The sequence below is a fragment of the Thiobacillus sp. SCUT-2 genome (assembly GCF_035621355.1).
In the GTDB taxonomy this organism is placed as follows: Bacteria; Pseudomonadota; Gammaproteobacteria; order Burkholderiales; family Thiobacillaceae; genus Thiobacillus; species Thiobacillus sedimenti.
In genome coordinates, this window is record NZ_CP141769.1 from 1,219,659 (window position 1) to 1,245,618 (window position 25,960).

Consider the following 25,960-nt stretch of genomic DNA (forward strand, 5'->3'; position numbering starts at 1 on the left):
GCAGGATTGCGCGTCCCCCGAACGTGCGCGCTAGCGCGCCCACACCACCCGCAGCAGGTTCTCCTGCTCGTTGTAGTGATACTCGAGCTCGCCCTGGTAGGCATGGTGCAGCGCCTCGCCGATGCCGCGCGCGAGATGGATGTCGGTGGTCGTCACCAGCGTGCCGTCGTCCTGGTCCTCGATCCTGACGATGCGCTTCAGCGGATGCTCGGCCTTGGCACGCGCCTCCTCGTTCTTCACCAGGCGCATCAGCTCGTCGCGGTGGGCCTTGAAGTAGTCGCCGCCCACGCTCACGAAGCCGGCGGGGTAGTCGTCCTGGATGCGATGGCAGGCCGGACAGGTTTCCTCGTGCGCCTGCGGCGGGCGCGGCAGCCATTGCCAGCGGCCCTCGTGGTACACGGCGCCGCATTGCGGGCAGACCGCCGGCTCGTGCAGCTTGTGCTTGGCCTTGTAGGCATCGTGCCGCGATTCCTGCAGCAGGCGGTCGCGGCGGACCGGATGGAAGTTGGTGAAACGGTTTTTCATGCCAGGCTCCTTTCCAGACGAACAGACAGCACTTACATCCACTCCTTTTCCGCGGCGCGCCACGAGTCGCCCCACAGCGCGCCGGGCGGCAGGTCGAGCAGCGTATGCGCGCCGGCCGCAAGAAACGGCAGGGCGCGCGCGGCGGCGAGCATCATCCTCGCCGCGAGCCCGGCCTCGTCGTAGCGGGCTTCCAGCAGGAAGTCGCCACTGCCGGCCTCGCCTGCTGCCGCATGGCGTTCCAGCACCAGCCCGCGGTTCGGCTGCTGCAGTGCGTCGATGCTCGGCACGGCGAAGACCAGCGTCTCCTCGTCGAGGAAGAGCGGGTCGCTGACCAGCGCCGCCTCGACGGCGGCGGCGTCGGCCGAGGGCTCGAGCTCGACATAAACGTAGCGCTGGAGGACACCGCCGCGCGGTTGCAGTTCGGTGGCCAGCGCCTTCTTCACGCCCGGGACGCCGGATGCGGCCAGGGTGTGGTGCAGGCTGCTTCCGGTGTGCAGGCGGGTTTCCGTGTGGCCGTGCGGCGCCAGCAGGGCGAACTGGCTGCGGAAAAGCGACAGGGCGCCCGGATCGCAGCCCGCACCGACGACCGCGGGGACCTTGTGGTGCAGCGCGACGCGATGGAGATCCGCCTTGTGCTGCGTGAACGCCTCGCCGTGCAGGCGGGCGCATTCGACGACGGGAATGCGGCCCTGCAGCAGCGCCGCCGCCGTTCCCGGCACGGCGTCGGCGGGCACGCAGACAAGCGCGGCGTCGACCGCGCCGAGCTCGCTCACATGCGTGACCGCCAGGGCCTTCAGCCAGGCGGCGGGTGCGCTCTCCGGGCGTCGCACGACGCCGGCCAGCTCGGCGCGCGGGTCCGAGCGGATGCTCTGAACGCACTGGCGCCCCAGACTCCCCAGACCGATGATGGCTAGCCGCATTTTCTTCATGTTGTCGATCCGGCCCGGCCGGCATATTTCAGACACGATGGTGTGATTCACTTTTCATACTAGGATGCGCCGCGGTCGCTGGGCGGTTTAGCGGATCGATTTCAGCTGGTCCATCAGTTCCCGCATGAAGGCCGGCAGGTCCGAGGGCTGGCGCGAGGTGACCAGCCGGCCGTCGACGACCACGGGAAGGTCGGCGTAGTGCGCGCCGGCCGTCTGCAGTTCCCCGGCCACGGTATGGAAACACGTGGCGCGCCGCCCCCGCATCACGCCGGCCGTGATCAGGATCTGCGGGCCATGGCAGATGGCGGCGACCGGCTTGTTCGCGTCCATGAAGGCGCGGGCGACCGCGATGGCCGCCGGCTCCTTGCGCAGCGTCGCCGGGGCCTGGCCGCCCGGCAGCACGAGCAGGGCGTAGTCGCCAGGCGAGACATCGCGCAGCGCGATGTTCGCGTCGACCTCGTAGCCGTGCTTGCCGTGGATCGCGCCGCGCGAAATCGACGCGACGTCGACCTGCAGTCCTTCTTCCTGGAGGCGGTAGAGCGGAACCAGCAGTTCGGTATCCTCGAATCGGTCCGCGCTGACGATCAGGGCCTTCAAGCCGGACTCCTGCGAGGCGGCAACGCGGCGGCGCGAGGGGGCTGCCCGCCGTCTAGGCCTTGTGCTCCAGCGCGATGCCGGCCAGTTCGACCGCAACGCCGAGGGCCAGAACGAGCAGGCCCCACCAGATATCGGGTGCCAGCGCCATCAGCACACCGCCGAGCACGACCAGCACGAGCGCGAGGCCGCGTCGCGTCTTGCGTTGTTTCAACATGCCGATCTCCCCGTTCCAAGGGTCGAATCACTCGTAGCGCAGCAAATCCTCGGCGAGCGTATCGGGCCCGAAGCGATCGATCAGGGCCTCGATTTCCGCCAGCAGCGTGTCATCCTCGTCGTCCTCGAGCACGCCGTCTCCCACCAGCCGTGCGCCCAGTCCGGCCAGCAAGGCATCGCGGACGACGGCCAGCGTCGGCGGATTCTCCCGGTTCTCGTCGTTGACCACGCGCTCGATCGCCCGCGACAGCGGTTCGCTCGCGTTGACCTGGGCGAAGTCGATCGCCAGCGCGGTCGCGCCGAACTCCTCGATCAGGGCGTCGAGCTCGTCGGTCAGCGATTCGCTGATGTCGAAGTGGTGCATGCGCTCCGCCTCGTTGAAGTCGGACGGCAACAGGTCTGAAAGAAAGCGGCGCACCGCCATCAGCGTGACGGGCTGCTCGTTTTCCGGATTGTTGATGCGGCTGTTGAGCAGGTCCGACAGCTGCGGACTCACGCGCGTGGCGACGTCGAGCGAATTTCGGGTCATGGCCTATCCTGTTTGTGCGTAGCGGCAGTCCTGCGTGAAATTTTCACGCCGGCCTTCTATATCGAGGTATAGCAGATGGCGCCGCGGCCTCGCGGCCGCCCGAACATCATGGACATGCCGCCCGACGCCCACCCCTCCGATTCCGTGCGCGTACCGATCCCGCCGTGCGAGGCGCCCATGCTGGCGGCAAAGGTCGCCTGGCTGAGCCGGCCGCAGGCCTACCCTGACGCCGCCGGCCCGGTGGAGGTGCGGGAAACGCACATGTCGTGGGTGTTCCTCACCGAGCGCCATGCCTGGAAGCTGAAGAAGCCGGTACGCTATCCCTATCTCGATTTCGCTACGGTCGATGCGCGGCGGCATGACTGCGAGGAGGAGGTGAGGCTCAACCGCCGCCTCGCGCCCGACTGCTACCTCGGCGTGGTGCCGCTGGTGCGCGACGCGGCCGGCTGCCTGCACCTGGGCGGCGAAGGCGAAACCGTCGACTGGCTGGTGCAGATGCGGCGGCTTCCGGCGGGGCGCATGCTCGACCGGCTGCTGGAGCATGGCACCGTCGCGCAGGCCGACATCGCGCGGCTGGCGACGCGGCTGGCGCGCTTCTACGCCGCGTTGCCCGCCGAAGCGATGGCGCCGCAGCGGTATCGGGAAGACCTTGCCGCATCGCTCGAGGCCAACGCGCGCGAGATTGCGAGCCCGGAATTCGGCCTGGACCCGGTGCCGCTGGCAACGCTGGTCGCGACGCTGCGCGGCATCCTGCAGGCGCGTCGCGGGCAATTCGATGCACGGGTCGCCGCCGGGCGCATCGTCGAGGGCCATGGCGACCTCCGGCCCGAGCACGTGTGCCTGCTGACGCCGCCGGCGATCATCGACTGCCTGGAGTTCAATCGCGCCTGGCGCGTCCTCGACGCGGTCGACGAGCTGGGCTACCTGGCGCTCGAGTGCGAACGGCTGGGGGCGCCGCATGTCGGCCGCTGGCTGCTCGACGCCTATCGCGATGCGAGCGGCGACGCTGCCCCCGCCGGCCTCATCCATTTCCATCAGGCGAGCCGCGCGCTGCTGCGTGCCAAGCTCGCCTTGTGGCACCTGCGCGACGACGGGCGCCATCCGCCCGAGACCTGGCGCGTGCGGGCGAGGGCGTACCTCGATCTGGCGCGGCGCCACGCCGACGCGGCGGCGCGCTGAGGCGGCTCAGTCCTGCAGCAGCTCGACCAGCGAGCCGCCGCCGTGCAGGCGGCGCACGGCCTCGGCAAGCAGCGGCGCCGTCTCCAGCACCTCGACGCGTCGGCCCAGCCACGCAGCCGGAATCCTGGACGGCGGGATCGAGTCGGTTACGAGCAGCTTGTCCAGCGCGGGTTCGGCCAGCGCCGTCTCCGCACCGCCGGCGAACACGCCGTGGGTGGCGGCCGCCAGCACGCGGCGCGCACCGTGCGTCCGGCAGGCCACGGCCGCGCGCGCGAGCGTCGTGCCGCTGCTGACGAGGTCGTCGACGACGACGGCGGTCGCGCCGGAAACGTCGCCGATCACGGCGTCGCCCGACACCACGCCCCCGCTGCGGTATTTCTCCAGGAAGGCGGAGCCGACGGCGCGGCCGAGCGCGCGCGCGAGCGAATCGCGGAGGGCCGCGGCGCGCTTGACGCCGCCCGCATCCGGCGAGACGACGACGATCGCCTCGTCGCCGAGATGCGCGGCGAACCACGACACGAACAGCTTGCGTGCCTCGAGATGCTCGGCCGGGATGCGGAAGGCGTTCTGATAGGCGGCGGGATTGTGGACGTCCAGCGTGACGACGCGGTCGCAGCCGACCGCCTCGAACAGCTGCGCGACGTAGCGGCTGCCGAGCGGGTCGCGCGGCTTCGTGCGCCGGTCCTTGCGCGCGTAGGCGAGGTAGGGACAGATCGCGGTGACGCGGGCGGCGGAGGCGTCCTTCAGGGTGGCGACGAAGAACAGCAGGCGGATCAGCTTGTCGTTGGCGCTCATGCCCGGTTCGCCGTAGAGCGAGTGGATCACGTAGGCGTCGCGGCCGCGGACGTTTTCCAGCGGGCGCATCTTGTGTTCGCCGTCCTCGAAGTCGCGCGCCTCGTGGCGGCAGAGGGCGAGGCCCAGCGCCGCGGCGACGCGTTCGCCGCAGGCGCGGCTGGCGTCGAGTGCGAACAGGCAGGGCGGTTCCGGGCGCATCGAAGGCTCCTTGCGGGCGACTCGCTGGCGTCGCGCCAGGAATATGCCAGACTTAAACAAAGCATCGCCCACCAGAAAGGCAAGCACCATGCAGCCCAAGGAATGTTTCTACCGCGACCAGTTCGGTTATTGCTGGCTGGAGGATGGCCAGTGGATGTTCCAGGCCGTCGACGTCCACGAGGAACCGGTCGGCGAACCGCTCAAGGTCGAGCTCGGGGACATCCTCTTCCATCACGACGAGGACGAGGAGCTGCACTGATCCCGCGGGGTGCCGCAGGCTTGCTCGGAGCCGCCGGAGGCCATCTGCATGAAACGCAATCCTGATTCTCCGGACCCCGGGCGCTGGCGCCCGCAGCCGTGCGACGTGCTGCTGGTGACCGACATCCAGAACGACTTCCTGGCCGGCGGGGCATTGGCGGTGAAGGACGGCGACGCCGTCGTGCCGGTGCTCAACGGCTACATCGACGCCTTCGTGACGCGGGGCTTGCCAGTCTATGCGACGCGTGACTGGCACCCGCCGGGCCATTGCTCGTTCCATGCCGAGGGGGGGCCGTGGCCGGTCCACTGCGTGGCCGGGACGCCGGGCGCGGCGTTTGCGGCGACATTGGCGCTGCCGCCGGACACGACGGTCATTTCCAAGGCGACGTCACTCACCGAGGAAGCGTATTCGAGCTTCCAGGGCACCGATCTCGACAGCCGGCTGCGCGCCGCCGGCGTGAAGCGCATCCTGATCGGCGGCCTCGCGACGGATTACTGCGTGCTCAATACGGTGCGCGATGCGCGGCGCCTCGGCTACGAGGTCATGCTGCTGGCCGACGCGATCCGCGCGGTGGAGGTCGAGCCGGGCGACGGGCGGCGCGCCGAGGACGAAATGGCGCGCCTCGGCGCGCAGCGCATCACGCTGGACGGCCTGGCTGAATGATCCCGGCGACCAGCGCCCTGCTCACCGATCTCTACCAGCTCACCATGCTGCAGGGCTATCACGACGCCGGCATGGCCGACACAGCGGTGTTCGAGTTCTTCGTGCGGCGACTGCGCCCGGTGCGCGGCTTCCTGCTGGCGGCCGGACTCGAACAGGCGCTCGACTACCTCGAGCAGGTGCGCTTCACCGCGCAGGAGCTCGAATGGCTGGCGTCGACCCGGCGTTTTAGCGCGGCCTTCCTCGCCTCGCTGGAGACGCTGCGCTTCACCGGCGACGTGCACGCCATGCCCGAGGGCACGGCGTTCTTTCCGAACGAGCCGATCCTGCGGGTGACCGCGCCGATCGCCGAGGCGCAGCTGGTCGAGACGCGGCTCATCAACCTGCTGCATTTTGCGACGCTGATCGCCTCCAAGGCCGCGCGTTCGGTGCTGATGGCGCCGGGAAAACTGCTGGTCGATTTCGGCCTGCGCCGCGCCCACGGCGCGGAGGCCGGCCTGCTGGCGGCACGCGCGAGCTACCTGGCCGGCTTTTCCGGCACCTCGACCGTGCTGGCAGGCGAGCAGTTCGGCATCCCGCTGTTCGGCACCATGGCGCATTCCTTCATCCAGGCGCACGACGACGAGGCGCTGGCCTTCGCCCGCTTCGCCCACGCGCAGCCGGACAACGTCGTGCTGCTGATCGACACCTGGGACACCGAGGCGGCGGCACGGCGCGTCGTCGCGCTGGCCCCGCGGCTGGCGGCGGCCGGCATCCGCATCAAGGGCGTGCGCATCGACTCCGGCGACCTCGCCGAGCATGCGCGCCGGGTGCGGGCGATCCTCGACGCCGGCGGGCTTCGCCACGTGATCGTCTTCGTCAGCGGCGACCTCGACGAGACCCTGCTGCGCGACATGCTGGCCGCCGGTGCGCCGATCGACGGCTTCGGCGTCGGCACCCACCTCGACACGTCGAGCGACCTGCCTTACCTCGATTGCGCCTACAAGCTGCAGGAGTATGCCGGCCGGGCGCGGCGCAAGCGCTCCGAGGGCAAGGCCACCTGGCCCGGGCGCAAGCAGGTCTACCGTCGCCATGGCGACGACGGCCGCATGCTCGGGGACGTCGTCACGCTCGAGGGCGACGACCAGGCGGGCGAGCCGCTGCTGGCGCCGGTGATGCGCGGCGGGCGGCGCCTGGCGCCGTCGCCGTCCCTGGACACGATCCGGAGCCGGTCGGCTGCCAGCCTCGCCGCGCTGCCTGAGCCTTTGCGACGTCTGGAGCCGTTCGGCTACCCGGTCGAGATCGCGCCGGCGGTGCGCGCGCTCGCCGTGGCGGTCGACCGCGATGCGATTCCCTTCCCGAGTGACTAGATTGAAGACATGACATCCCTCCAGCCGCTTGCGCCCGACCGACTCTACCGCCCCTGCGACACCGGGCGCTTCACCTTCGCCACCACCGCCGAGCTCGACGACCTGACCGAAGGCATCGGCCAGATCCGGGCGATCGATGCGGCGCAGTTCGGCATCGGCATGCGCCATGCGGGATACAACCTCTACGTCATGGGGCAGCCGGGCAGCGGCAAGCGCACGCTGATCCGCCAGCTGCTCGACCAGCGCGTCGGCGCCGAGCCCAAGCCGGCGGACTGGTGCTACGTCCACAATTTCGCGCAGCCGCACAAGCCCCATGCGATCCGGCTTCCGGCCGGGATGGGAGCCCGCCTGCACGCCGACATGCAGCAGCTGGTTGCGGAGCTGCAGGCGACCATCCCGGCCGTGTTCGAGGGCGAGGAATACCGGCGGCGGCTGGGGCAGATCGACGAGGAGTACGGCGAGCGCCAGACCCAGGCCTTCGTCGCGGTGGGCGACGAAGCGACCAAGCAGGGGATCACGCTGCTGCGGACGCCGAACGGCTTTTCCTTCGCCCCCGCGAAGGGCGACGAGGTGATGAGCCCGGACGAGTACGAGAAGCAGCCGTCCGAGGAAAAGACCCGCATCGAGCAGGCGATCGCGCGGCTGCAGGAGGAACTCGAGAAGGTCATCCGCCAGGTCCACCAGTGGCGCCGCGAGCGCATCGAGCGCGTGCGGAAGCTCAACGAGGAGGCGGTGCTGTTCGCGGTCGGCCACCTGATCGACGACCTGCGCAGCACCTACGCGGCGTTTCCCGCGGTGTGCAGCTACCTCAACGAGGTCCAGCAGAACGTCATCGAGAGCATGGACGAATTCCGCCACCCCAAGGAAGGCATGGCGGGACTGGCCGCGCTGACCGGGCAGATGCCCGACTTCAGCCGCTTCCGCGTGAACCTGCTGGTGGCGCGCGACGGCACGCAGGGCGCGCCGGTGGTCTACGAGGAGCATCCGACCTACCAGAACCTGCTGGGGCGGGTCGAGCATCTCTCGCAACTCGGCGCGCTGGTGACGAACTTCCTGCTGATCAAGCCCGGCGCGCTGCACCAGGCCAACGGCGGCTACCTGCTGCTCGACGCCTTCAAGCTGTTGAGCCAGCCCTTCGCGTGGGAGGGGCTGAAGCGCGCGCTGTCCACCCGCGAAGTCCGCATCGAGTCGCTGGGCCAGATGTACAGCCTGGTGAGCACGGTCTCGCTCGAGCCGGAGCCGATCCCGCTCGACGCCAAGGTGATCCTGATCGGCAACCGCATGCTGTACTACCTGCTCGCGCAATACGACCCGGAGTTCGGCGAGCTGTTCAAGGTGGTCGCCGACTTCGAGGACGAGGTCGGACGCAACGCGGACAACGACCTGCTCTACGCCCGCCTGGTCGGCACGCTGGTGCGCCGCGACAAGCTGCGCGCGTTCGACCGCGGCGCCGTGGCGCGCGTGATTGAGCACAGCGCGCGGCGCGCCGAGGACGCCGAGAAACTCTCCACCCACATCGAGAGCCTCGCCGACCTGGTGCGGGAGGCCGACTACTGGGCGGGACAGGGCACGCGCGACGTGGTGACGCGCGACGACGTCGAGCGCGCGATCGACGCGCAGATCCGGCGCGCCGACCGCCTGCGCGACCGTTCGCACGAGGCGATCGTGCGCGGCATCCTGCACATCGATACGGCGGGCGAGCGGGTCGGGCAGGTCAACGGCCTGTCGGTGTTCCAGCTCGGCGATTTCAGCTTCGCGCAGCCTTCGCGCATCACCGCCAACACGCGGCTCGGCGAAGGCGAACTCGTCGACATCGAGCGCGAGGTCAAGCTCGGCGGATCGATCCACTCCAAGGGCGTGCTGACCCTGTCGTCCTTCCTGGCGGCGCGCTACGCGGCGGAGCAGCCGCTGTCGCTGTCGGCGAGCCTGGTGTTCGAGCAGACCTACGGCCAGGTCGAAGGCGACAGCGCCTCGGTCGCGGAGCTGTGTGCGCTCCTGTCCTCGCTGGCGAACGTGCCGATCCGGCAGTCGCTCGCGGTGACCGGGTCGGTCGACCAGTTCGGCCGGGTGCAGGCGATCGGCGCCGTCAACGAGAAGATCGAGGGCTATTTCGACATCTGCCGGCAGCGCGGCCTCACCGGCGAGCAGGGCGTGCTGATCCCGGCGACCAACGTCGCGCACCTGATGCTGCGGCGCGACGTCGTCGAGGCCGCGGCCGCGGGCCGCTTCCACGTCTATGCCGTGTCGACGGTCGACGAGGCGCTCGAACTGCTGACCGGCATGGCGGTCGGGGCAGCCGACGTCGAAGGCAGCCTCGACCAGCGGGTGACCCAGCGTCTCAAGCATCTCGCCGAGCTGCGGCGGACCTTCGCGAAGAAGGCCGGGCCGGGCGCCGGCGGCAGCCATGAGCGCGAGAATGACTGAGTCGCGCATGCCCATCAGGATCTGGGTGACGCTCGACGAGTCACCGCGCAGTTCCGCCGCGCTGAGCGCCGCCGCGGCGCTGGCGGCGGAGCTCGACGCCGAGCTGGCGGGCCTGTTCGTCGAGGACGTCGACCTGCAGCACCTCGTTGGGCTGCCGTTTGCGCGGGAATTCAGCCTGCTGTCCGGTGCGGCGCGCACGCTGACGCCGGGCGAAATCGAACGCGGCTGGCGACGCGAGGCCGAGCGCATGCAGCGCCGGCTGGCCGAGATGGCCGGCACCAACCGCCTGCGCTGGTCATTCCGGGTGGCGCGCGGGCGGGTGACCGCCGAGGTGAGCTTGCAGGCCCAGGCCTTCGATTTCGTCGTGCTCGGCCAGCGGTGCGGCATCGGCATCGCGGCGATCGGACGCGCGACCCGGAGCGCCGCGGCGCCGGCCGCCCGCAGCGGGCCGGTCCTGGTCCTGTTCGAGGATCGCACCACGTCGGCGCGCAGCCTGCAGACGGCGGCCACGCTGGCGCGGCGCGACGGGGCCGAACTGGTGCTGCTGATCCCTGCCGGCGACGATGCGGCTTTCGGGGCCGCCTGCGCGGCGGCCCGCGAGGAACTTGGCCGCTCGGGTGCGATCGGCCGATGCGTGCGCATCGCCGCGCTCGACGCCACGGCGCTTACGCGGATGGCGCGCCGCGAAGGCGCGTCGTGTCTCGTACTCGCGGACACGCAGCGGTATCTGGCGCCGGGGGAGGCCGGGCGCGCGCTCGACGCCCTCGACTGTCCGGTGGTGCTGACGCGCCAGGGGACCGCAGGCGCCCCGTCATCCTCCGCGGCGTCGACGGCGTGAACCGCGGCGGCAAGGCCGTGCCGCGCCAGGACGCGACGGGCCCGGAAGCAGGCGATTCTCCCCTTACCGATATCGTTCCGGGAACTAGACTGAAAAGTGCAGCGCTCGACGGAAACGGGAGGGAGGCGAAGCTTCCGGCGGGCTCGCGAGCGGCTGCGGAAACCGGGAGACCCCGCCGAACGTCCATTCCGGAATGGTGACGACGACGCGACCGCCGCGCGCGGCGGCGTGCCGCACGACACCGGCGTGCGCCGGTGCGATGACAAGCTCAACCGAAGGAGACGAGATGAAGACGCCGCTGCAGATCACGTTCCGCGACATCGAGCATTCCGATGCGCTGGAGGTGCACATCCGCGAAAAGGCCCAGAAGCTGGAGACCTTTTTCGAGCCCATCATGTCCTGCCGGGTGGTGGTTGAAATGCCTCACCAGCACAAGCACCAGGGCAAGGTCTTCAACGTGCGCATCGACATCGGCGTGCCGGGCAGCGAGATCGTGGTGAACCGCGATCGCCACGAAGACGTGTACGTCGCGCTGCGCGACGCCTTCGACGCCGCGAAGCGCCAGCTCGACGACTACTCGCGCCGCCTGCGGCGCGAGACCAAGGCCCACGAGCCGGAATACATCGGGCAGGTGGTGCGGCTCTACCCGGAGGAGGGCTTCGGCTTCATCCGGCGGACCGACGGCGACGAACTGTATTTCAGCGCCGACAACCTCGTGAACACCACCTTCGGGCAACTCAGCGAGGGCGTCGCCGTGAAGTTCATCGAGGACCTGGCTTCCGAGGGGCCGCAGGCGAAGCGCGTGAGCGTCGGCCAGCACCAGCTGCCGGAATAGCGCGCGCTGCCCGGCGGGTGGCGAGCCGCCGCAGGCGCAGGCCTTCGCGCACCAGCGCCGTCTCGAATTCGGCGAACGTGTCGGCCCGCTCGCCGTCCGCCGTCCATGCCGTGCGCAGCGCGCGCAGGGCGCGGTTGCGATCGGCGGCGGCGGGGCTGAGATAGCCGTGCGTCCTGGCCGCGGCCAGCGCCAGCGGCGACAGAGGCGGGTCGGCGAGGCGCCAGACGCCGCGCAGCTCGCGCAGGAAGATGGCCGCCGTGGTGTCGCCGATTCCCTTGCCGAGGGCCTTGATCCGCGCCTCCAGGTCGCGCGGGCCGGCGGCGGCCGCGTGCAGCGCGTCGAGGCTGCCGCCATAGTCGCGCAGCAGGGCCGTGCAGACCTCGATGAGCTTGGTCGCGGTCTTGTAGTCGTAGCGTACGTAACCGCCGGCATCGAGGATCGCCACCACACCGTCCCAGCCGGTGGCGACCATCGCGTCCGGCGTCATCACGCCGTGTTCCAGGAAGGCGTGCCAGGTGCGCGTGGCGAGCGTTTCCGAAATGCGCGCGCCATAGAGCAGCGCAGCGATCAACCACTTGAAGCGTTCGCCGGCATCGGCACCCGCGAGATCGATTCCGAGCGCGGTCGCGTAGCGGCCGCCGCTTTGCTGCACGCGTTCCGACGGCGTCATGCGCTTCATGCCGAAGCCTCCCAGTGCAAGGCGTGGACGCCGCGCACCAGCGGCGTGCCGAATTCGGCGCACAGCCGCGTCATGCGCTCCGCGATCGCGTCGAAATCCTCGCCGTGCGCGAGCGCGACGCGCGCGAGGCGGAGCGTGACCGGGATAAGCTCGATGCGCTGCAGGCGGCCGTCCGCGAAGCGGACCTTGAACAGGCACGAGCGGTCGTTGCGCAGCACCGGATCGACCGCGTAGTCGTCGATGAAGTCGCCGGTGTCGTACAGGATCGGCCGGCCGCGGTGGATCTCGATGCCCTGGCAGAGGTGCGCGCTGTGACCGTGGTAGACGTCGGCGCCGAGCTCGATCACGCGGCGCGCGAAGCGCCGGGCGTCCGGTTCGGGGCGTTCGACGAAGTTGGCGCCGCGGTGGTTGGAGAACACGACCCAGTCGGCGCCGGCGGCGCGCGCTTGCTCGATCGTCCGCGCCACGTGCGCGAGCGTCGCCGCGTCCGGGATGGCAGGCAGATAGTGCGTGCCGGGCGCGTGCGCCGTGGCGGCGAAGTCGGGCTGGTTGTCGGTGCAGGCGATCAGCGCCACCCGGCCCGCCCCGGGGAGGTCGACGAAGGCCGGGGCGGACGCGGCTTCGAGGTCGCGCCCGGCGCCGGCATGGCGGATCCCGGCCGCATCGAGCGCCGCCAGGGTGTCGCGCAGGCCGGGCGCGCCGAAATCCAGCACGTGGTTGTTGGCGAGCGTGCAGGCGTCGATGCGCGCGGCCTGCAGGAAGCGGACGGCCGCGGGCGCGGCGCGGAAGTGGTAGGGTTTCCAGCTGCGGGTCCACGGCCGCGCATGCCGCGTCAGCGCACATTCCAGATTGGCAATGCGCAGGTCGGCATCGAGCAGGTGCGGCAGCACGTCGCCCCACATCTGCTGCGGCCGCAGGTGCCGCAGCGCGGCGGCGACGCCGCGGCCGAGCATGACATCGCCGAGCAGCGCCAGCGTCGGCATGGCTACATCGTGCGCCTGATCAGCCGCCGCAGCGCCGCCAGCGGGCGGGTGTTGAGGACGTCGTCCTTTTCCAGCCAGCCGCGCCGCGCCTGGCCGACGCCATAGCGCAGGTTGGCGAAGTCGTAGCGGCTGTGCGCATCGGAATTGATGCTGACGAGCACGCCTTCCTCCTTCGCCATCTGGCAGTGGCTGTCGAGCAGGTCGAGGCGTTCCGGATGGGCGTTGAGCTCGAGAAAACAGCCGCGCTGGCGCGCATGGCGGATGATGCGCAGCATGTCGACGTCGTAGGGTTCGCGCTGCTCGAGCAGGCGGCCGCTGGGATGGGCCAGCAGCGTGAAGTGCGGATGGTCCATCGCACGCAGGATGCGCTCGGTCTGCTTCGCGCGGGTGAGGTGGAAGCGGCTGTGCACCGCGCCGACGACGAGATCGAGCCGGCCCAGGACGTCGTCCGGCAGGTCGAGGCTGCCGTCCTCCAGGATGTCGACCTCGATGCCCTTCAGCAGGACGATGCCTTCGAGTTCCAAATTGAGGCGGTCGATCTCGTCGCATTGGCGCGTGAGGCGCAGCGGGTCGAGGCCGTGCGCCACGGTCAGGTGGCGCGAGTGCTCGGTGATCGCCAGGTAGCTCAGTCCGAGTGCGCGCGCGGCCTCCGCCATGTCGCGCAGGCTGTCGTGGCCGTCGGTCGCGCGGGTGTGCGCGTGAAGGTCGCCGCGCAGGTCGGACAATTCGACCAGCCGGGGCAGGCGGCCCTCCCGCGCGGCTTCGATCTCGCCGCGGTCCTCGCGCAGCTCCGGCGGGATCCAGGGCAGGCCGACGCCGGCATAGACCGACGTCTCGTCGTCGCCGGCGATCCGCTCGCTGCCGCGGAACACCCCGTACTCGTTGACCTTGAGCCCGCGCTTCTGGGCGAGGCGGCGGATCGCGATGTTGTGCGCCTTGGAACCCGTGAAATAGCACAGCGCCGCGCCGTAGGAAGGCGGCTCGACGACGCGCAGGTCGACCTGCAGGCCGCTTTTCAGCACCACGCTCGCACGCGTGCCGCCGGCCGACAGCACCTCCGCCACCTCGTCGTAGGCCGTGAAGCGCTGCATCACCGCGCTGCCCGCCTGCGCGGTGACGAGGAGGTCGAGGTCGCCGACGGTTTCGCGCATGCGCCGGAAGCTTCCCGCCACCGTCACCTGCCCGACGCCGGGTAAGGCCTGCAGGAAGGCGGTCAGTGTGTCGGCATACTGCGCGGCGACGGCGAGCTTGAAGCGATGCGTCTGGCTGACGTGCGCCTCCACCGCCTGCAGGATGTTGAGCTCGGTCTTGTCGCCGAACCCTGGCAGGGCGCGGATGCGGCCGTCGCGCGCGGCGCGATAGAGCTGCTCCACGGTCTGCACGTCGAGGTCGTGGTAGAGCGCCTTCACCCGTTTCGGCCCGAGGCCGGGGATCTGCAAGAGCTCGGTGACCGCCGGCGGCAACTCGCGGCGCAGGCGGTCGAGCAGGCTGCAATGGCCGGTCTCGACGATCTCGCGAACCTTGGCGGCGAGATCGGCGCCGATGCCCGGCAGCCGCGTCAGGTCCTCGCCTTTTTCCAGCAACACGCGCGCCTCCTGCGGCAGTTCGGCCAGCGTGCGCGCGGCGTTGCGGTAGGCGCGGATGCGGAAGGGGTTCGCGCCCTGGATCTCCAGGCGGTCGGCGATCTCCTCGAAGCGGGCGGCGATGTCGGCGTTGTGGACGGGCATCGGGTCTCCTTCAGGTGCGGCCGCCCGCCGTCGCCGCGGTCCGGCTGCGGCTCAGGCCGCCTGGCGCTCCCGGATGAAGGCCAGCGCCTCCTCTGGCGGCAGGGGCTTGCTGAACAGGTAGCCCTGCATGCAGTCGCAGTGATGCGCGGCCAGCAGCTGGCGCTGGGCTTCGGTTTCCACGCCTTCGGCGATCACCGCGAGCCCCAGGCTGTGCGCGAGCGCGATCGTGGCGGTGCAGATCGCGACGTCGTTGCTGTCGGTCTCGATGTCGTGCACGAAGGACTTGTCCAGCTTCAGGGTATGGATGGGCAGCAGCTTGAGATAGCTGAGCGAGGAATAGCCGGTGCCGAAGTCGTCGATCGACAGGCGTACGCCGAGCTCGCGCAGTGCCTTGAGCTGGCGGACGCTGACGTCGGGATCGTGCATCGCCACCGATTCGGTGATCTCGAGCTCGAGGTCGCTTCCCTTGAGGCCGTATTTCTGGAGTGCCCGCGAGATGTGGGTCAGCAGGACGAAGGCGCGCAGCTGGTGCGCCGACAGGTTGACCGACAGCACGATGTCGGCGATGCCGGCGTCGTGCCAGGCGCGCAGCTGGCGGCAGGCCTCGTCCAGCACCCATTCGCCGAGCGGCAGGATGAGGCCGGTTTCCTCGGCGACCGGAATGAACTCGGCAGGCGGCACGTGGCCCGCGCGCGGGTGGTTCCAGCGCAGCAGCGCCTCGAAGCCGACGACGCGGCCGCTCACGCTGTCGACCTGCGGCTGGTAATGGAGCGCGAACTGGCGCGTTTCGACGGCGACCCGCAGGTCGTGGTCGAGCGTAAGCCGCTTCATCGCGAGCTGGTTCATCTCGGCGGTGAAGAACTGGATATTGTTCCGGCCGGAGGACTTGGCGTGGTACATCGCGGCGTCGGCGTTCTTCATCAGCGTTTCGCCGTCCTCGCCGTCGCCCGGGTAGAACGCGAGCCCGATGCTCGCGGTCGAGTGCAGCGCCTCGCCGTCGATCCGGTAGGTCTGCGCCAGCGCGTGCAGGATCTTCTCCGCGACCCGGGCGGCCGTGGTGACGTCGTCGATCTCGGTCAGCGCCACGACGAACTCGTCGCCGCCGAGCCGCGCGACGATGTCGCTCTCGCGCACGCTGTCGCGCAGGCGGCGCGCGACCTCCTGCAGCAGCCGGTCGCCCATCGCATGGCCGAGGGTGTCGTTGATCGCCTTGAAGCGGTCGAGGTCGAGGAAGATGACCGCCAGCGCGCGCTGCTCCCGGTGCGCCATGGCGAGCGCCTGTTCGAGCTGGCTCTGCAGGCTGAAGCGGTTGTTCAGGCCGGTGAGGGCGTCGTGGTAGGCGAGCTCGCTGATCTGCGCCTCGGCCATCTTGCCGGCGGTGATGTCCTGCACGGTCCCGGTGCACACGCGCGCCGCGCCCTGCGCGTCGTAGCGCGTCTCGCCGTGCTCGCTGACCCACTTGATGCGGCCGTCCGGCATCAGCAGCCGATGGGTGATCTCGTAGGGCGTGCCCGTTTCCAGCGAGTTGGCATAGGCGCGATGGACGAGGTCGCGATCGTCGGGATGCACCGCGTTCAGGAAGGTGTCGTAGGTGGCGTCGAACCGCGCCGGATCGACCTCGAACAGGCGGAAGACCTCGTCCGACCAGCTCAGCCGGCCGCTCGCGATATCCAGTTCCCAGCTGCCGATCTGGGCGATGCGCTGCGCCTCCTTCAACCTCGCTTCGCTCTCCTTCAGCGCCATCTCGGCCAGATGCTTCGCGGTGATGTCGATGCCGATCGACACCATGAACTCCATCTGCCCGCTGTCGTCGAGCAGCGTGGAGTTCGACCATTCGATCAGGCGCCGGCTGCCGTCGCGGGTCAGCCAGTGGTTCGTGTAGCTGCTTCGCTGCGCGTGCGATGCACGCGTGAACGCGAGGAAGGCTTCGTGGTGCACCTGGTCGCGCTCGTCCGGCGGCAGCAGGACGTCCCAGGCGCAGCGGCCCTCGACTTCGGCGAACGTATAGCCCGTCAAGTCCTCGCAGGCCCGGTTGAAGCGGCGGATGCGGCCCTCGCGGTCGAGCACCACCACGAGCGCGGCAGCGCGCTCGAGGATGGCGTTCTGCAGCTGGGTAAGCTTGCGCAGTTCGAGCGAGCGCGCCTCCACCTGGGCCTCGAGGGTGCGGTGGGCGTCTGCCAGCGCATCCGTCATGTGGTTGAAGGCCCGGGCCAGGCGGCCGACTTCGTCGCGGCTTTCCTGCGGCGCCCGCTGCGACAGATCGCCTGCGGCGATGCGGTCGGCCACGTGGGTGAGCTTGCGGATCGGGCGGGACAGGCCGCGCCCCAGCACGTAGGCCGCGAGGCCGGAGAGCAGCAGGAAGGCCGCGAGCGCAACGTAGGTGATCCGGCGCAGATGCGCGGCGGGCGCCAGGGCTTCGGCGCTGTCGATCTTGACGACCATGCCCCAGCGGAGCGCGGGCAGATAGCGCCAGGCCGCGACGCATTCGATGCCGGCATAGTCGCGCACGATACCGCGGCCATGGTCGCCTGCGAGGGCCTTCTGCATCGGCAGCCCGGCAGCAGCGAGCGGGATCCGGTAGCGATACGCCGCGTCCCGGACGTGCCGGAGCGGGCCGGTATAGAGGGCCGTGTCGTCGTCCCGTTGTGCCAGGGCGGTTTCACCCGTGCGGCCCAGGCCGGTGCGATCGGCGGTCACCGATTCGAGCTTGCTGACGTCGAGCTGCAGCGCGAGCACGCCGGCGACCTTGCCGTCCGCCAGCACGGGGGCGGTCAGGAAGGCCGCCGGCCGATTGCCGGAGGGGCCGTACACGGCAAAGCGCGAGAGGTTGTCCTGCAGGGTCTGCGCGGTCAGCTCGAAGCTCCGGGCGAGCTGCGTGTCGCGATAGGGGCCGTTTCGGAGGTTGGTGCCCAGGTCCGACTCGCGCCGCAGCGAAAAGATCACGTTGCCGGCGGCATCGATGAGCAGCAGGTCATAGAATTCGCCCGCCTCGTAGGACGCGTTCAGGTCGGCGCGCAGCTGGCGGCCCGCCGCGGCGAAGGCGGGAGACTGCAATCCGTCGGCGCGGAAGGCACGTTCCAGGGCGAGCAGCCCGTTGCGGATGAGGTATCGCCGGCTCAGCGCGTGGACATCCGTCAGCCGCTCGTTCATGTAAGTGTCGATCTGGGCGGCCTTCTTGTCCGCGATGCTGGCCATGTTCGACAGCACGGTCTTGCGCAGCGACGTCTCGAACGAGGTCAGGTAGAACATGGCGAGACCTGCCAGCGGCAGCACGGCGACCAGCAGGTAGCTGAGCAGCAGGCGGCTGGAGATCGAAAGGGCCTTCATGTGCGGCCGCCGCTCAGCTGTCGGACCATCGCCTCCCATTCGGCAGGCGAACGGTAGTCGGGAAAGGGCTGGGGCCGCAATGCCTCGCCGGACGTCCAGACGATGTCGAACTGGCCGTCGGCACGGGCCCGGCCGATGCGCACCTGCTTCCACAAATGGTGGGTGGTCCGGTCGACGGCGACGAGTCCGGAGGGCGCGGCCATGCTCTGGTGATGCATGGCGTGATTGACCTGCTCCGGCGCGGCCGTACCCGCGTCGCGCACGGCCTGTGCCCACAGCCGCACGCCGACGTAGGCGGATTCCGTGGGGTCGCTGGTGACCCGGTCGGCCCCGTATCGCTGCTTGAACGCGGCGACGAAGCGCCGGTTGTCCTCGCCGGGCAGGCTCTGGAAGTAGCTCCAGACCGCGAAATGGTGGGGGTGGAAGGCCGCCGGGCCGATCGCCTTCAACTCAGCCTCGGCGACGCTGAAGGACATCACCGGGACCGTGCCGAGGCCGGCGTCCTTGAGCGCACGGAAGAAATGCACGTTGCTGTCGCCATTGATGGTGTTGAGGATCACGTCGGGCTTCAGCCCGCGGATCTCCGCAACGATGGCGCCGAAGTCCGGATCGCCCAGTGGGCGGTAGCGCTCCGCCAGCACGGCACCCTGGTTGGCCTCGACCAGGTCGCGGACGAGCAGGTTGGCGGTGCGCGGAAAGATGTAGTCCGAGCCGACCAGGTAGACGCGCTTGCCCAGGGTGTCCATGGCCCAGCGGGTTCCGGGAATGATCTGCTGGTTGGGTGCGGACCCGGTGTAATAGATCGCGGGCGACTGTTCCAGGCCCTCGTATTGCAGCGGATAGAACATCAGGGCGCCGTGCAGTTCCACCACCGGCTTCACCGCCGTGCGGCAGGCCGAGGTCCAGCACGCGAACAGGGCGCTGACCTTCTCGTGCGCGACCAGGCGCTCGGCCTCCGCGGCAAACGCGGCGTTGTCGGAACGGCCATCGGCAAGGTGGATCTCCACCGGCCGTCCGAGCAGGCCGCCCGCGGCATTGATTTCCTCGACCGCGAGCCGCACCGCATCGACCAGCGGACGCTCGCTCACGGCCATGGTGCCGCTGAGCGAATGCAGGACGCCGATCCGGATCGGCGCGACCGGCGGCGGATGCAACCAAAGCAGCATCCCCAGCGCGGTCGCCAGCAAGCCGCCCACAAAAACCACGATACGCCAACGGGTACTCATAAGGCGATTGTAGCCGGAGAATCGCGTCGTCCACACGAGGCAGATCCGCCGCGGCTGGCGGCATGTGGCCAAGCCCCGCAACGGGGGCGGGCAGGACCCGCCTCAGGTGCGGGAACGGGATGACGCGCCAGCCAGCACCGTCTCGACGCCGTCGCGGATGACCGCCTCCTCGTCGGCGGCGACGCGCAGCACCGGCCGGCTGCCGCGCGCCTCGATGCGGGCAGCGTTGGCGAGGTTGGCGTCGGCATCCAGCGCGAAGCCGAGGAAGCCGAGCGGCGCGCAGATGCGGTTGCGTACCTCCGGCGCGTGCTCGCCGATCCCGCCGCTGAAGACCAGCGCGTCGAGGCCGCCGGCCTTGGCCGCGAAGGCCCCGATGGCGGCGCGCACCCCCGTGCAGAAGAACTCGACGGCGAAGCGCGCGGCCTCGCTGCCGCTCGCAAGCAGCATCTGCATCTCGCTGCTTTCGCCGCCGGACAGGGCGAGCAGGCCCATGCGGTGATACACGAGATCGCGCAGGCGCTCCGGGGCGACGCGCGTGGCGAGTTCCAGCATCACGCCGGGGTCGAGGTCGCCGCTGCGCGTGCCCATGGGGATGCCGCCGGCGGGCGAATAGCCCATGGTCGTGTCGACCGACTTCAGGTCGTGCAGCAGGCACAGGCTGGCCCCGGCACCCAGATGCGCGACGACGACGCGGCCCCGCGCCGTCTCGCCGAGCAGCCCCGGCAGGCGCGTTGCGACGTAGGCGTAGTTGAGGCCGTGGAAGCCGTAGCGGCGCATGCCCAGCTCGGCCGGGATCGGCAGGCGGCGCGCCAGTTCGGGCAAAGTACGGTGGAACGCGGTGTCGAAGCACGCCACCTGCGGCACGCCGAAGCGCGTGCGGCACAGGTCGACGCCGAGCAGGTTGCCCGGCAGGTGCAGCGGAGCGAGCGGAACGATGCCGCGCAGCCGTTCGATCTCGGCGTCGTCCAGCAGGCGCGCATCGTCGTCGACCTCGCCGCCGTGGACGAAGCGGTGGCCGATGGCATCCGGCATTTCGCCGCCGAGGTCCTTCATCAGCGCGTCGAAGGCTTCGGCGTGGTCGTGCGGAAAGCCGTCGCCGATATGGCCGTAGCGCAGGTTGCGGCGCGTGCCGTCGGCGCGGAACAGGCTCGCCTTGAGGCTGGACGAGCCGCTGTTGAGCGCGAGGATGGTGCGCGTCATCGCGCCCACTTCCAGTCGCGGATCTCGGGCAGGTCCTCGCCGTGCAGGTGGACGTACTGCTTGTGCTCGCAGAGCCGGTCGCGCATGCGCTGCTTGATGTGCGCCGCCTGCGCCTGCAGCGCCGGCACGCGCGTCGCCACGTCCATGACCAGATGGAAGCGGTCGAGGTCGTTCATCACGACCATGTCGAACGGCGTGGTCGTCGTGCCTTCCTCCTTGTAGCCGCGCACGTGCAGGTTGTCGTGGTTGGTGCGGCGGTAGGTGAGGCGGTGGATCAGCCACGGGTAGCCGTGATAGGCGAAGACGATCGGCTTGTCGCGCGTGAACAGGGTGTCGAATTCCGCGGCGGAGAGCCCGTGCGGATGCTCCTCCCGCGGCTGCAGCGTCATCAGGTCGACCACGTTGATGAAGCGGATCTTCAGCTGCGGTGCGAGGTCGCGCAGGATCCCGATCGCGGCCAGCATCTCCAGCGTCGGCACGTCGCCGGCCGCCGCCAGCACGACGTCGGGCTCGCCGTCCTGGTCGCTGCACGCCCATTCCCATAGGCCGATGCCGGCGCTGGCGTGCTTGATCGCGGCGTCCATGTCGAGCCACTGCTGCTCGGGCTGCTTCCCGGCGACGATGACGTTCACCAGGTCGCGGCTCCGCAGGCACTGGTCGGTGACGCAGAGCAGGGTGTTGGCGTCCGGCGGCAGGTAGACGCGGATGATGTCGGCCTTCTTGTTGACGACGTGGTCGATGAAGCCCGGGTCCTGGTGCGAGAAGCCGTTGTGGTCCTGGCGCCAGACGTGCGAGGTGAGCAGGATGTTGAGCGAGGCGATCGGGCGGCGCCACGGGATGTCGCGGCAGACCTTGAGCCACTTGGCGTGCTGGTTGAACATCGAGTCGACGATGTGGATGAAGGCCTCGTAGCACGAGAACAGGCCGTGGCGTCCGCTCAGCAGGTAGCCTTCGAGCCAGCCCTGGCAGGCGTGCTCGGAGAGCATTTCCATCACGCGGCCGTCGGGCGCGAGATGGTCGTCGTCATCGCGGCGTTCCGCCATCCAGGTGCGGTCGGTGACCTCGAACAGGGCATCCAGCCGGTTGGACGCCGTCTCGTCGGGGCCGAACACGCGGAAGTTGTCGGGGTTGTCGCGCATGACGTCGCGCAGGAAGCGTCCCATCGCGCGCGTCGACTCGGCGATCGCGCCGCCGGGCGTGGGCACGTCGACCCGGTAGGCCTGGAAATCCGGCAGCCTGAGGTCGTGCAGCAGCTTGCCGCCGTTGGCGTGCGGGTTGGCACCCATGCGGCGCTCGCCGCGCGGGGCGAGTTCGGCGAGTTCCGGCCTGAGGCGGCCGCCGTCGTCGAAGAGTTCCAGCGGCCGGTAGCTGCGCAGCCAGTCCTCCAGCAGCCGGACGTGCTCCGGCCTGTCCATCTCGCCGAACGGCACCTGGTGCGAGCGCCAGGAGCCCTCGGTCTTGCGGCCGTCGACTTCCTTCGGGCCGGTCCAGCCCTTGGGCGAGCGCAGCACGATCATCGGCCACAACGGCCGGCCGGTTTCGCCGCCCTCGCGCGCGGCGCGCTGGATCGTGCGGATCTCGGCGATCGCCGTGTCGACCGCCGCCGCCATCTTCCGGTGCATCGCGTCCGGTTCGTGGCCTTCGACGACGTGCGGGCGGTAGCCGTAGCCGCGCAGCAGGCTCTCCAGCTCGGCGCGCGGGATGCGGGCCAGCACCGTCGGGCTGGCGATCTTGTAGCCGTTGAGGTGCAGCACCGGCAGCACGGCGCCGTCGGTGCGCGGGTTGAGGAACTTGTTCGAATGCCAGGACGTGGCGAGCGGGCCGGTCTCCGCCTCGCCGTCGCCGACGACGCAGCAGGCGATCAGCTCCGGATTGTCGAGCACGGCACCGTAGGCATGGAACAGCGCGTAGCCGAGCTCGCCGCCCTCGTTGATCGAGCCGGGCGTCTCGGGCGCCGCGTGGCTGGGAATGCCGCCGGGGAACGAGAACTGGCGGAACAGGCGGCGCATGCCTTCCGCGTCCTGGGACACGTCGTGATACAGCTCGCTGTAGCTGCCCTCGAGCCAGGTGTTCGCCACCACCGCCGGCCCGCCGTGGCCGGGGCCAGTGACGAAGATCATGTCGAGGTCGTGCTGCCGGATGGCGCGGTTCATGTGCACGTAGACGAAGTTCAGGCCCGGCGTCGTGCCCCAGTGTCCGAGCAGCCGCGGCTTGATGTGCGCGCGCTGCAGCGGCTCGCGCAGCAGCGGGTTGTCGAGCAGGTAGATCTGCCCGACCGAGAGATAGTTGGCGGCACGCCACCAGGCGTCGATGCGGTCGACTTCAGCCGGCGTCAGGGTTTCGGCGGATGCGCTTGCTGCAATGTCGTTCATTGCCTGCCTCCATGTAGGGGTCCGCGCGTCGCGGGGCGCCGGAGCCATGGCCTCGAGGGGGTCGCCTGAAGTCAGCGATACCAGAGAATGTGGCTGGCCTCGGCCGGCACCCGCGCGCCCTCGATGGCCGGAACGATGCGCGGCGTGTAGTCGCCCGCCGCCCGGCCGGCGGGAATGGCGATGCGATAGGTGTAGCTGTTGACCGCGCCGCCGAGCGGGTCGCCGCGCTGCATGCGGTGGATTTCCGGATGGCCCGCGTCCGGCGGCGCGGCGTACAGTTCGACGGCGACGAAATCGGGATCGAGATCGTCGAGGTAGACCGGCACGCTGAAGTTCCAGGCGCCGGCGTCGCCGTCGATCCGCATTTCGCCAAAATGCAGGCGTTCCCAGTGCCGCGCGAGGGCGTCCTGCCAGTCGCACAGGCGGCGGCCCAGCGCCGGGTCCTGGCGCGCCGCGTAGCATGCCGCGGCGGGCAGGTAGAGATGCTCGACGTATTCCCGCAGCATGCGGTTGCTGCTGAAGCGCGGGGTCAGGAGGCTCATGCTGGCCCGCATCTTCGCCACCCAGCCGCGCGGGCAGCCCTCGGCGTCGCGGTCGTGGTAGAAGAGCGGGATCACGTCCTCCTCCAGCATGCGGTAGAGCTCCGCCGCCTCGGCGGCGTCCCACGCCGGATCGTTGTCGTGCTCGCGCCCGTCGCCCAGGGCCCAGCCGAGTTCCGGCGCGTAGGCCTTCGCCCACCAGCCGTCGAGCTCGGAGAGGTTGAGGCCGCCGTTGACGAGGATCTTCATGCCGCTCGTGCCGCAGGCCTCCCACGGCCGGCGCGGCGTGTTGATCCAGAGGTCGACGCCCTGCACCATCTGCTCGGCGACCAGCATGTCGTAATCGGCGAGGAACACGACGCGCCCGGCCAGTTCCGGGCGGCTGGCGATGAAGTCGTTCCACTGGCGGATCATCGCCTTGCCGGCCTGGTCCCTGGGATGCGCCTTGCCGGCGATGACGAGCTGCACCGGATGGTGCGAATTGGTGAGGATGCGCACCAGGCGCTCCGGGTCGGCGAGCAGCATGTTGGGCCGCTTGTAGGCCGCGAAGCGGCGGGCGAAGCCGAGCGTCAGGGCATTGGGATCGAGCGCGTGCGCCGCCTGCGCGATCCGCTCGGCGGGCGCGTTGACGGTGGCGAGCTGGCGCTGCAGATGCTCGCGGACGAAGGCGATCAGCCGCTGGCGGGCGGTGGTGCGCAGCGCCCACAGCGTCGGGTCGGAGACGTCGCGGATCTGTTCCTCCTGGTGTTCCAGCTCGCCCAGCCAGCGCGCCTTGCCGCAGGCATCGGTCCAGATGCGGTCGGCCTCGGCCGAGTCCCACGACGGCACGTGGACGCCGTTGGTGATGTGGCCGACCGGCACGTCCTCCTGCGGCCAGCGCGGAAACAGCGGCTGGAAGATGCGCCGGCTGACGTGGCCGTGCAGGTGGCTGACCGCGTTGACCAGGATGCTGCCGCGCATCGCCAGGTAGGCCATGTTGAACGGTTCGCTGGCGTCGTCCGGATTGGCGCGGCCGAGCGCGAGCAGCGTGCGCGCGTCCAGGCCGAACGCCTGCATCGCCGCTTCCGTATAGCGCTGCAGCAGCTCCGGCGTGAAGCGGTCGAAGCCGACCGCGACCGGCGTGTGCGTGGTGAAGACGTTGCCCGCGCGCGTCGCGTTGAGCGCGCAGCGGAAGTCGCTGCCGTGGTCGCGCATGTGGCTCCAGGCGCGTGCGAGGACGACGAACGCGGCGTGACCTTCGTTGAGATGGCAGACCTCGGGGCGGATGTCCAGGCGGCGCAGCAGCTGCCAGCCGCCGACGCCGAGGCAGAGTTCCTGCAGCAGGCGCATTTCGGAGCCGCCACCGTAAAGCTCGGCCGTGACGCCGCGGTCCGCCGGGGTATTGAGCGGATCGTTGCTGTCGAGCAGGTAGAGGCTCACCCGGCCGACGCGCACCTGCCATGCGCGCAGGATCAGCGTGCGTCCGGGGAACGGCAGCTCGATGCGCAGGCGCTCGCCGTTGGCGTCGTAGACCGGCAGCACCGGAAGCTGGGCCGGCTCGTTGTGGGGAAAGAACTCGACCTGGTTGCCGTGCTCGTCGAGGCTCTGGCGGAAGTAGCCCTGCTGCCAGAGCAGGCCGATGCCGACCACCGGCACGCCGAGGTCGCTGGCCGTCTTGAGGAAGTCCCCCGCGAGGATGCCGAGGCCCCCGGAATAGATGGGCAGCGACTCGGACAGGCCGAACTCCATGCTGAAGTAGGCGACGCGCTGCAGCGCCGACGGCGGGCACGCCGTCTGGAACCAGGCGGGGCGGGCGAGCACGTCCCGGTGCGCCGCCGCAAGCTCAGCCAGCGTCGCGAGATAGTTCCCGTCGGCGGCCAGTTCCCGCAGACGCTCGACGGAAGCGTTCTGCAGGATCAGCCAGGGATTGTGGGTCTGCCTCCACAGCGCAGGGTCGATCCGTTCCCACAGGACGTCGGTGGCATGGCTCCACGACCAGCGCAGGTCCAGCGCCAGTTCGCCCAGCGCGGCGAGTGCGTCGGGGAGCGGAAACAGGGGCGTGGCAGGTGGACAGGGCATGGACGTGCCGGATACCGGGTTGCGACGACGACAGAATCTTAAGCCCGAAACATGACGGGCCGCTGACCACGCCCCCGGGCTAGCCGTGGCGTTCCCGGGGAGGGCTCGGGCGAAGCAGGAACGCCCGTAATGCGACCGCGTTGTTGTAGCGCGGTTCCCGCGCGCCGAACAGCAGCGTCGCCGGGCCGCTGCCGATGGCCGCGCGCAGCGCCGCCAAGCCCTCGGGCTGGTGCTGCAGCTCGTCGAAGTAGCGCTGCTGGAAGGCCTCCCATTTGGCGGGATCGTGGGCGAACCACGTGCGCAGCGCCGCGCTCGGCGCCACGTCCTTCAGCCACAGGTCGACGCGGGCCTGCTCGCGGCTGAGCCCGCGCGGCCACAGCCGGTCGACCAGGATGCGCGTTCCGTCGGCCGCGTCGGGCGTCTCGTAGACGCGCTTGACGCGGAGATCGACGGCAGCGGCGGCGCGCGGCGCGCGCATGCCGGCCTACCGCGTCCGCCTGGCCGCTGCGTGCGGCAGGC

General features: G+C 70.1%; 22 protein-coding genes. 7 read left to right on the top strand and 15 right to left on the bottom strand.

Annotation, left to right across the window (positions count from 1 at the left end; genetic code table 11):
• Positions 1 to 30 precede the first annotated feature (30 nt).
• The 5 genes from VA613_RS05995 to VA613_RS06015 form a co-directional block, all read right to left on the bottom strand.
• Positions 31 to 525, bottom strand: a complete 495-nt coding sequence (locus VA613_RS05995) for a BCAM0308 family protein (RefSeq protein WP_324780953.1) — start codon at positions 523 to 525, stop codon at positions 31 to 33.
• A 32-nt stretch (positions 526 to 557) separates the two neighbouring features.
• Positions 558 to 1,454 carry a diaminopimelate dehydrogenase gene (locus VA613_RS06000; protein WP_324780954.1) on the bottom strand — a complete coding sequence of 299 codons (897 nt, stop codon included), beginning with the start codon at positions 1,452 to 1,454 and terminating at the stop codon, positions 558 to 560.
• Positions 1,455 to 1,541: 87 nt separating this feature from the next.
• Positions 1,542 to 2,051 carry a type 1 glutamine amidotransferase domain-containing protein gene (locus VA613_RS06005; RefSeq protein WP_324780955.1) on the bottom strand — a complete coding sequence of 170 codons (510 nt, stop codon included), beginning with the start codon at positions 2,049 to 2,051 and terminating at the stop codon, positions 1,542 to 1,544.
• A gap of 52 nt (positions 2,052 to 2,103) precedes the next feature.
• On the bottom strand, positions 2,104 to 2,265 hold the full coding sequence (locus VA613_RS06010; RefSeq protein ID WP_324780956.1) for a hypothetical protein: 162 nt from the start codon (positions 2,263 to 2,265) through the stop codon (positions 2,104 to 2,106).
• Between the two features lie 27 nt (positions 2,266 to 2,292).
• A complete protein-coding gene (locus VA613_RS06015; protein ID WP_324780957.1) occupies positions 2,293 to 2,793 on the bottom strand; it encodes a hypothetical protein in 501 nt (166 codons plus the stop codon).
• A gap of 75 nt (positions 2,794 to 2,868) precedes the next feature.
• Here VA613_RS06015 and VA613_RS06020 point away from each other — a divergent pair, with 75 nt between their 5' ends.
• Positions 2,869 to 3,972: a hypothetical protein gene (locus VA613_RS06020; RefSeq protein WP_324780958.1), complete on the top strand. Its 1,104-nt coding sequence runs from the start codon at positions 2,869 to 2,871 to the stop codon at positions 3,970 to 3,972.
• 6 nt (positions 3,973 to 3,978) lie between these two features.
• Here the strand turns inward: VA613_RS06020 and VA613_RS06025 are convergent, their stop codons facing one another.
• Positions 3,979 to 4,965 carry a ribose-phosphate diphosphokinase gene (locus tag VA613_RS06025; protein WP_324780959.1) on the bottom strand — a complete coding sequence of 329 codons (987 nt, stop codon included), beginning with the start codon at positions 4,963 to 4,965 and terminating at the stop codon, positions 3,979 to 3,981.
• A gap of 88 nt (positions 4,966 to 5,053) precedes the next feature.
• Here VA613_RS06025 and VA613_RS06030 point away from each other — a divergent pair, with 88 nt between their 5' ends.
• From VA613_RS06030 to hpf, 6 genes are all read left to right on the top strand, one after another.
• Positions 5,054 to 5,224 (top strand): hypothetical protein, encoded by a 171-nt coding sequence (locus VA613_RS06030; RefSeq protein WP_324780960.1) that lies wholly within the window; start codon positions 5,054 to 5,056, stop codon positions 5,222 to 5,224.
• A 48-nt stretch (positions 5,225 to 5,272) separates the two neighbouring features.
• On the top strand, positions 5,273 to 5,887 hold the full coding sequence (locus VA613_RS06035; protein WP_324780961.1) for an isochorismatase family protein: 615 nt from the start codon (positions 5,273 to 5,275) through the stop codon (positions 5,885 to 5,887).
• Positions 5,884 to 7,233: a nicotinate phosphoribosyltransferase gene (locus VA613_RS06040; RefSeq protein WP_324780962.1), complete on the top strand. Its 1,350-nt coding sequence runs from the start codon at positions 5,884 to 5,886 to the stop codon at positions 7,231 to 7,233. Before VA613_RS06035 ends, VA613_RS06040 begins: the two co-directional genes overlap by 4 nt.
• Before the next feature lie 9 nt (positions 7,234 to 7,242).
• Positions 7,243 to 9,657, top strand: a complete 2,415-nt coding sequence (locus VA613_RS06045; protein ID WP_324780963.1) for a Lon protease family protein — start codon at positions 7,243 to 7,245, stop codon at positions 9,655 to 9,657.
• Between the two features lie 7 nt (positions 9,658 to 9,664).
• Entirely contained in the window at positions 9,665 to 10,495 is an 831-nt protein-coding gene (locus VA613_RS06050; protein WP_324780964.1) for a hypothetical protein, read from the top strand.
• Between the two features lie 286 nt (positions 10,496 to 10,781).
• Entirely contained in the window at positions 10,782 to 11,330 is a 549-nt protein-coding gene (gene hpf, locus VA613_RS06055) for a ribosome hibernation-promoting factor, HPF/YfiA family (protein WP_324780965.1), read from the top strand.
• On the opposite strand, the gene VA613_RS06060 is transcribed toward hpf, so the two are convergent.
• The 9 genes from VA613_RS06060 to VA613_RS06100 all read right to left on the bottom strand — a co-directional run bounded on the left by VA613_RS06060 (position 11,257) and on the right by VA613_RS06100 (position 25,919).
• Positions 11,257 to 12,009 (bottom strand): HhH-GDP family DNA glycosylase, encoded by a 753-nt coding sequence (locus tag VA613_RS06060; RefSeq protein WP_324780966.1) that lies wholly within the window; start codon positions 12,007 to 12,009, stop codon positions 11,257 to 11,259. The genes hpf and VA613_RS06060 overlap by 74 nt on opposite strands.
• Positions 12,006 to 12,992 carry a CapA family protein gene (locus VA613_RS06065; RefSeq protein ID WP_324780967.1) on the bottom strand — a complete coding sequence of 329 codons (987 nt, stop codon included), beginning with the start codon at positions 12,990 to 12,992 and terminating at the stop codon, positions 12,006 to 12,008. The genes VA613_RS06060 and VA613_RS06065 overlap by 4 nt, the downstream gene beginning before the upstream one ends.
• A gap of 2 nt (positions 12,993 to 12,994) precedes the next feature.
• Positions 12,995 to 14,719, bottom strand: a complete 1,725-nt coding sequence (gene polX / locus VA613_RS06070) for a DNA polymerase/3'-5' exonuclease PolX (protein WP_324780968.1) — start codon at positions 14,717 to 14,719, stop codon at positions 12,995 to 12,997.
• Between the two features lie 51 nt (positions 14,720 to 14,770).
• Positions 14,771 to 18,046, bottom strand: coding sequence for a bifunctional diguanylate cyclase/phosphodiesterase (locus VA613_RS06075; protein ID WP_324780969.1), 3,276 nt, complete (start codon positions 18,044 to 18,046; stop codon positions 14,771 to 14,773).
• On the bottom strand, positions 18,043 to 19,272 hold the full coding sequence (locus VA613_RS06080; protein ID WP_324780970.1) for an urea ABC transporter substrate-binding protein: 1,230 nt from the start codon (positions 19,270 to 19,272) through the stop codon (positions 18,043 to 18,045). The genes VA613_RS06075 and VA613_RS06080 overlap by 4 nt, the downstream gene beginning before the upstream one ends.
• 102 nt (positions 19,273 to 19,374) lie before the next feature.
• Positions 19,375 to 20,472: an acetate/propionate family kinase gene (locus VA613_RS06085; protein ID WP_324780971.1), complete on the bottom strand. Its 1,098-nt coding sequence runs from the start codon at positions 20,470 to 20,472 to the stop codon at positions 19,375 to 19,377.
• Positions 20,469 to 22,844, bottom strand: coding sequence for a phosphoketolase family protein (locus VA613_RS06090; protein WP_324780972.1), 2,376 nt, complete (start codon positions 22,842 to 22,844; stop codon positions 20,469 to 20,471). Before VA613_RS06090 ends, VA613_RS06085 begins: the two co-directional genes overlap by 4 nt.
• Before the next feature lie 71 nt (positions 22,845 to 22,915).
• Positions 22,916 to 25,441, bottom strand: a complete 2,526-nt coding sequence (gene glgP, locus VA613_RS06095) for an alpha-glucan family phosphorylase (RefSeq protein ID WP_324780973.1) — start codon at positions 25,439 to 25,441, stop codon at positions 22,916 to 22,918.
• 79 nt (positions 25,442 to 25,520) lie between these two features.
• Positions 25,521 to 25,919, bottom strand: coding sequence for a DUF488 domain-containing protein (locus VA613_RS06100; RefSeq protein WP_324780974.1), 399 nt, complete (start codon positions 25,917 to 25,919; stop codon positions 25,521 to 25,523).
• Positions 25,920 to 25,960: the final 41 nt, after the last annotated feature.